Source organism: Erwinia sp. 1181_3, from assembly GCF_052824965.1.
Map to the genome: position 1 here is coordinate 22,681 of NZ_VTDE01000017.1, position 6,797 is coordinate 29,477.

Below are 6,797 nucleotides of genomic sequence, written 5' to 3' on the forward strand. Positions count from 1 at the left end.
TTGCCGGAGGAGTATAGCGGTTTATTGCAGGCAAAAAAAACGCGCCCTCAGGCGCGTTATGTCAGCATTGGGGATATCCCCGGGTTATCAGAAGTTGTAACCGACAACCAGGTAGTAACCGAAACCGTTTGATTTCACGTTAAAATCACCTTTACCGAAGTTCAACTCGGTGCCGTCATTCCACTGGCCGCCGTTGTGGAAGTAACGCGCCACAACAGAGTAGTGCCAGTGATCGTAGCCCAGCGAGAGAATATGGCTGGACGCGATAGAGTTGCTGGTGCGTGACGGGCCGGCTTTATCGGCGAGGTCAGAACCCCAGTCAAAGTTGGTAAAGCCGATATAGGTCAGGTTGCCGCCCCACAGCTGAGTCAGTGGAACGAAGTATTTCACCTTGAAGCGGTAGCCGTCCCAGCTGTCTTCATTGGCTGCACCGTAGTTTTCCCACTGGTATTTGGCATACACGTTCAGTGACAGGCCCACATCAGAATGGGTGTCGATGTCGGTACCCAGACCCATATACCAGGTATTCTGGCGGCTCGCCTTGTTGTCGCCCATATCGTAGATATAGTTGTTGGCGAAATACCACTCTTTGAACGGACCAAAACCAAGGTTGGTGCCGGTCAGTTTATCAATAGAGAAGCGCGGTTCGATCTCCATGAAGAACGGAGAACCATCATCCCACGCGCCGACATCGTTACCGTTACCCACGCCGAAGAATTTAGGAACGTCGATGTAGCCGTAGAAATCGAACCAGTCCTTTTTCGCAAACGCTTCATATTCCAGATAGACGTCGTTGTTCAGCTGCGGCCCGAAGCGGGTGTGATAGCTTCCTACGACGTTCACGCTCTGATGCCACCAGTCAGAAACATATTCCGGACTGTTGGTTTCGGCGAGAGAAACATTGGTATAGGAAAGTGCTGCCAGTGCGCCAGCCATCATAATTTTATATTTCATTATTATTACCACATGCTCTGAGACCCTGCTCGGCAGCCAGCGCGCTGGTCGGGTCATGTTATCTACGGGCGACAAATGGGTGCTTGTGACTGTAACAAAAACACCCGCCATGAATACTGCGGCAGTGTGCCGCTATCAGGGCATTAGGAAATAGAGATTGCTCACACTTGTCAAATTCAGTTTCATTTTAATTCAGTTAAAGTGTGATGAATGTCACATTAAAGTGCCGTGTGAGGGGAACTTTTCCCGTAATGGGGTTTAGGGCCGTTTGTGGCAAAGCGAAAACGGTTGCCTGCCGGAAATGGCAGAAATACGGGGAGAGTGGACATACTGAAACACCAGGAGTGTGCTTCACGCTCTCTGGTTATTAATAATATTTTCTTATATTACGGAGGGTTGGCAGGGGGGCGTTAATCACACTGGTTACCGATTTTTGCCAGGGCGTGGCGGTCATTTTTTGCTGCCTGTTGCGCCAGAGTGACAAAATCATCATCGCTATACATCAATGACGGCGAAGGCAGGTTAGCCATACGATCACCGCGCCAGATTTCAAGTCGTGCAAATTGTGACAACGGACGATGGTCAAAATGATCGGGTAACGTCAGCCACAGTTCCGGCACAGTATCCGCAGGACGCGACGGCAGCCGCTGGTGACTGACGCTGTAGTTGCGCAGACGCACCAGAAATTTGTCGGGCAGGCGACAATGGTTGTTCCACCATATGCCATCCAGCATATCAAAGTGAAAGCGGGTGGCTTGCGGGCTGACGGCTTGTAGCTGTGCGAGCGCCAGCGGAAGCATCTGTGCCATCGAATATTGATACTGCGGCAGTGATGATGCTCCGCCCGAATTAAGTATATCTGTAGCCATGCGCGCCCCTAGCAGATTGGAATAGAGATCTTCTGGTGAAAATGCGGAAACGGTTTCAGGATAGCCGGGTACGGACTCGAAGCCATACCACTGAGCGACCTCATGCCAGGCGGCGAGCTGAAAGGCGAGGTAAGCCGCCAGACTGACACTCAGATTGTAACGCGCCAGCATGTCTTCAGGGGGCGAGAACTGCCGTAGTCGGATAATGCGTTGCCCGAGTTCATCGCTCATCTTTATCGTGGTAGCACGCCCCAGCGCTGGCCAAATTTTGCTGAACAGCCATAGCGTGTTATCCGCGGTATCACGCACATGAGCAAGGTCAATAAATCCGCCCCGTCGGGTATAGATAATACCGTTGAGCTCGCTGTTTATTCCCGTAAGTGTCGTAAAGATGCTTTTCCAGCTGTCGTTATAGTGATGCTTTCCCGTGTTATCAGGATCGACGACATTACGTAATTGAAAAAAGGGGACAGGAACCCCTAAAAGCTTAGCCCGAATGTTATAGCCAAAAGCACAACAAGGGCGCAGACCATCAGGAGGAGGGAGTGGCAGGATCGCTGGCCAGACGTGTTGCGCGGGTGTGGGCGGAAGCTGAAAATCACCCGGCGTTATCGGCTTATCAGTCAGGGGAATACTGGCATGGCAGGCGTTAAGGAACAGGCATAACAGGAGCAGTACTTTTTTCATCAGAAGGCTTCTCCAACCTGAAAATAGAAGCCTGAGCTTTTCTGTCCTACACCGTAATCCAGACGCAAATTCATTCTTTTCTTAATTTCAAAACGATAGCCGATACCGACAGAAGGGAGCCAATGCCCGTCCAGAACCTCACTGGGATGGGGAGACATACTGCCTGCGCCAGCCCAGGCAACCATTCCATGTCGCCAGCTGAGTTTTTTACGCAGTTCAATCTGCGTAGTGACCACATTGCGGTCGCGATATCGTCCCTGGTAGTAACCGCGCAGGTGATGGCTGTCGCCGAGTGTGCCGTCCATCGTCCAGGGCACATTGCCGCCGGCAAAACGGCCGTACAGATCCCATGCCAGCAGCGTGGTTGGGTTGACGGCGTGGTAAAGGTTGTATTGCATATCCCAGATGGCGAGTCGGTTATCTCCGCCTAATTCCGGGAGGTAATCGGTGTAGCGGAGATTCAACAACTGTCCCTTAGAGGGGTTAATGGTGACATCTCGTGTGTCGTAGCTGAATAGCAAACTGACACCGGTGTTAAGCTCGTTTAGCGGTACCGGATGCTGGAAGAAACTGCCTGCCGCCTTATTCTGTAGTCCGGTTGCCTTCTCATAGGCGAGGGCCCCCCCCATACCGACATAGGTATGCGCCTGTAATCGATACAGGATCTCTGGATTGAACGACAGGGTGCGCGAGTTATAGGACTGTTTCCCTCGCTGGTGATGGCCCTCCGCATATCCCTGGCCCCAATAATCCAGTGGGCGATAGCTGACATCGCCGCTCAGAATAAAACGCCATTGGTCATTACGCAGAAATGTGTTGTTTTCGTAACCAACGCCAAAGGCGCCTGTAGAGCTGACAAATCCGGTCAGTGAGAGCGACGAAATCGGGGCCCGCTGTTGTTCTTCATCGGGACGATAAAAGCCTACAGCCGCCACCCCGATGCCAATGCCCAGCTCGGGAGTATAAAAGGGGCCTGGCACAACGCCCCAGTCGATCCTTTTGTGCATATCAACAGGGTCTGAGCTGAATCTGGCAAGATAGCCGTCGACTGTCGCCCTGCTGGGTAATAATGTTGCCTCAGACAAAGTTGGAATTAACAATAACCCCACTAACAGGGCGCGGAAATAGCGCATATTTAGAAACGGAACTCGCCGCCAACCATAATACTATTACGTTTCTCAAAGCCCACTTCAGTCATGACATTAAAGTTACGTGTCAATTCGTACTGACCACCCACCAGTATATTCCAGGGCGACTGGAGGTGCTGTTTGACACGAAAGCGTCCTTCTTTGTCTTTATTAACGAAGTTAACCAGGTTAATCAAATTAGCCGGCATATGTAGATTGCTCAGATTGCCACCGAAATTCTGGGAAACATCCTGGTACATGCTGCCAACCCATAAACTGGCGTGAGAAACGGGAATAGAATATTTCGTTGATCCAGGAACGGTAAAACGATACCCAATGCGCGGCGTAAACGTATAGGCGGTAGTACTACCGTCAAGGATATCAAAGTTCGTACGGGTATAATTGAAATCCATAGTGCCAAACCAGTTATGGTAGCCATAGGCCAGTGTTGTGCCCGCACCATAGGTGGTCCCTTTGAATTTCAGGATAAAATCGATATCTGACATTTTTCCGATGATGGGTGCATTAACGGAAACAGTAGAGTTTGAACTTCCCTTGGTATGCCCGACAACCGCGTAAATATTTAAGAAAGGGAATAACCAGGTATCCAGTTTCGCGGTATCAGTCAGAGACCTTTCCCGCGTGTGGCCGACATCGATTTTAAAAATGCTCTGAGGGATAGGAAAGCCGAAAAGTTTAAGTCCGGAAAAGTCGATGCTATTAACTTTGATGTTCTGGCGCATATTCATATGGTTATAGCCAATCCCATAAGGATCGGGCAAGTCATAACCCCGCTTGCGTATTTCCTCACCAAAGAAAGGCAGCGGTCCTGTCGTTGGGCCAAATAAGTCTGGGGACTTTGTTGCTTCTGCTTCTTTTGCTTCTTTTTCTTTCTTCAAATCGACATTATCACCGTTATAGTCGAGTGAAAGCGGCGTACGTATTGCGTTTGGGACACCGGCAAGGGCGGCTGTGACCGGGGCTGTACAAAAAAAAATGCCGAAAAGCAGTCTCGCTGTCGCGTGAGGATAATTCTTCATCATAACAATCCATGTATTTTAAGAAGTGAGGGACTGCAGCATAACGACAGCGAGAGGGGGTTTCATTTCAGAAAATGCGATGTCTTAAGGAGGAGCACTTTGTAGCGGCTGTTAGGGAAGGGAGGTATTAGATTTTATAACATGGCAAGGTATCACATTTTTCTACGCTATCGGTTCAGTGTTAAATAAGCCCACCAGTATTAACCTTGTGGGCTGTCATCATCCTGCTGCTGTAACCTGGCGCACTCTCTTATTAATCTTCGCGTTCCTGGGCTGCTCGCTGACGGTCGTAAAACTCATCTTCTGCTGAGATGATTTCATCCATCAGGGAATCCATATCCACATCATGGACCTCTTCAACGAACAGACCGGTGAGCGGGGCTTCTGGTGTTAATTTGCCGTCTTCATACAGCAACCAGATTTCTTTCGCATAACGTGTTTGCAGAAGCTGTGGTGCGAACTGGCCGTAGTAAGTAGTGATGTTATTCACATCACGCTCAAACATGGATTCAGCATGATTATTAGCGGCGGCATCAACGGCCTGGGGTAAGTCGATAATGACCGGCCCTTGTGCATCCAGCAGCACGTTAAACTCCGATAAATCACCATGCACAATCCCTGCACACAACATGCGCACGATATTGCGGATCATCTCGTGGAAATCAGTAACGGCCATCTCTTCCGTTAAGGTCACATCACTGAGACGTGGGGCAACTCCACCGTCTGCATCAGTGACCAGTTCCATCAACAACACCCCGTCCATACAAAGATAGGGCTGTGGCACGCGAACTCCGGCATTCGCCAGGCGGAACAAGGCATCAACCTCTGCCGTTTGCCAGGTCTCTTCCTGTTGCTTACGGCCGAACTTTGAGCCTTTTTGCATGGCACGGGCATTACGGGTATTACGGACTTTACGCCCTTCCTGGTACTGCACGGCTTGCTTGAAGCTACGCTGGGTTGCTTCTTTATAAACTTTGGCGCAGCGGATATTGTCACCGCATAAAACGGTGTAAACGTCTGCTTCTTTACCGCTTTTTAGTCGCTGAAGCACATCGTCTATCAGGCCATCATCAACCAGAGGCTGGAGTCTGTTGGGAATTTTCATGCGGCTTTATACCTTATTTCAGCCGATTTTCGTATCAATAACAAAGACGGCGGTACTGGAAAAAATGGCAAATTTTGAATCTATATTATACCAGGCCGAACCGGTGCCAGGAGCGTAGCGATGATACCCGTAGACAGGCCCGGCAGAAAGCGAAACTGTGACGCCATAAGATGCCCGGAATGCGCCACGGCTGCCCCTGTGCGTAGCAGTGCAAATCAACGTGGGGGATGCTAAAAAACCGGGGGATGGTGCCATCCTGCTAACGGATTGTACATGATGACGTTACAGCCCGGCACCATACCATGAAACCGTAGAGGATGTCAGATGAACCCGGGTAAGAAAGGCCTCTGCGGCTTCGGGGGGATATGGGATGAAGACTGGGCGAGAATTGCCACAAGCAACAGCAGTCAAAGACGGCGCTGATTGCCATCGACTATCTGCGCCTGATTCAGCTGAAGGAAACAGCCGTCACGATCTGGCCGTTGGTGAGGTGCCCAAAGGACTTAAATCACTGGCTATAACCATCCGTACACCTGTGGTAGCACTCAGCCTGCTGTCCCGCAGCGTTGAGTAGCGGGCTTCATATTTATTCGTCACGCTTTTGTTTCAGGTAAGCTGAGAGCCAGGTCAGGAAGTCGATTAACGTTGGGGGAAACCCGGCGCAATCGCCAACTCTGTTTTCAGTAATTAGGTTCATGGCGGGTCCAGCCAGCTCATTTGTTGGATATTCAGCAAGAAATTTATCGATTTCATCAATAAGATCATTATCTATTGCACCAATAACGTCTATCGAAGAGTCCACAACTTCAGGGTAAGTTTCTCCATACGCATCGATATCATTACCGAGAAATACAGAGAAGTATGTTCTGATATTTTTGTAATCAATCATGATTTCACTTCCCATCCAGACTGTGCGCCCCCACAATAATGCATCCCGCTTTCGTCGCTCCGGTAGGTTCCGGGACCAGGCAAAGGGTAGTGGCACCGGCCAGCTCCAGCACACTCCCGAGAAACG

The 6,797-nt window shown here is 50.2% G+C and carries 6 protein-coding genes and 1 pseudogene; all 7 read right to left on the reverse strand.

The features are described from left to right. Nucleotides 1-87: 87 nt before the first annotated feature. Nucleotides 88-954, reverse strand: a complete 867-nt coding sequence (locus FY046_RS23065) for a nucleoside-specific channel-forming protein Tsx (RefSeq protein WP_133845807.1) — start codon at nt 952-954, stop codon at nt 88-90. A 410-nt stretch (nt 955-1,364) separates the two neighbouring features. Further along, nucleotides 1,365-2,510 (reverse strand): DUF4056 domain-containing protein, encoded by a 1,146-nt coding sequence (locus tag FY046_RS23070; RefSeq protein WP_446186519.1) that lies wholly within the window; start codon nt 2,508-2,510, stop codon nt 1,365-1,367. Beyond that, nucleotides 2,510-3,517, reverse strand: a complete 1,008-nt coding sequence (locus tag FY046_RS23075) for a BamA/TamA family outer membrane protein (RefSeq protein ID WP_446186520.1) — start codon at nt 3,515-3,517, stop codon at nt 2,510-2,512. Before FY046_RS23075 ends, FY046_RS23070 begins: the two co-directional genes overlap by 1 nt. A 128-nt stretch (nt 3,518-3,645) precedes the next feature. Next, nucleotides 3,646-4,680: a hypothetical protein gene (locus tag FY046_RS23080; protein ID WP_212815656.1), complete on the reverse strand. Its 1,035-nt coding sequence runs from the start codon at nt 4,678-4,680 to the stop codon at nt 3,646-3,648. Nucleotides 4,681-4,930: 250 nt separating this feature from the next. Then, complete coding sequence (locus FY046_RS23085) at nt 4,931-5,782, reverse strand: PA4780 family RIO1-like protein kinase (RefSeq protein ID WP_200643665.1); 852 nt, start codon at nt 5,780-5,782, stop codon at nt 4,931-4,933. 586 nt (nt 5,783-6,368) lie between these two features. Further along, nucleotides 6,369-6,671 carry a hypothetical protein gene (locus FY046_RS23090; RefSeq protein WP_159338577.1) on the reverse strand — a complete coding sequence of 101 codons (303 nt, stop codon included), beginning with the start codon at nt 6,669-6,671 and terminating at the stop codon, nt 6,369-6,371. 13 nt (nt 6,672-6,684) lie between these two features. Continuing rightward, nucleotides 6,685-6,797, reverse strand: a pseudogene (locus FY046_RS23095) (RNase A-like domain-containing protein); the annotation flags it as partial.

Bases quoted from the DNA above. Each gene is read 5' to 3' on its own strand.
- FY046_RS23065 (WP_133845807.1), bottom strand. From the start codon at position 954: ATGAAATATAAAATTATGATGGCTGGCGCACTGGCAGCACTTTCCTAT.
- FY046_RS23070 (WP_446186519.1), bottom strand. From the start codon at position 2,510: ATGAAAAAAGTACTGCTCCTGTTATGCCTGTTCCTTAACGCCTGCCAT.
- FY046_RS23075 (WP_446186520.1), bottom strand. From the start codon at position 3,517: ATGCACAAAAGGATCGACTGGGGCGTTGTGCCAGGCCCCTTTTATACT.
- FY046_RS23080 (WP_212815656.1), bottom strand. From the start codon at position 4,680: ATGATGAAGAATTATCCTCACGCGACAGCGAGACTGCTTTTCGGCATT.
- FY046_RS23085 (WP_200643665.1), bottom strand. From the start codon at position 5,782: ATGAAAATTCCCAACAGACTCCAGCCTCTGGTTGATGATGGCCTGATA.
- FY046_RS23090 (WP_159338577.1), bottom strand. From the start codon at position 6,671: ATGATTGATTACAAAAATATCAGAACATACTTCTCTGTATTTCTCGGT.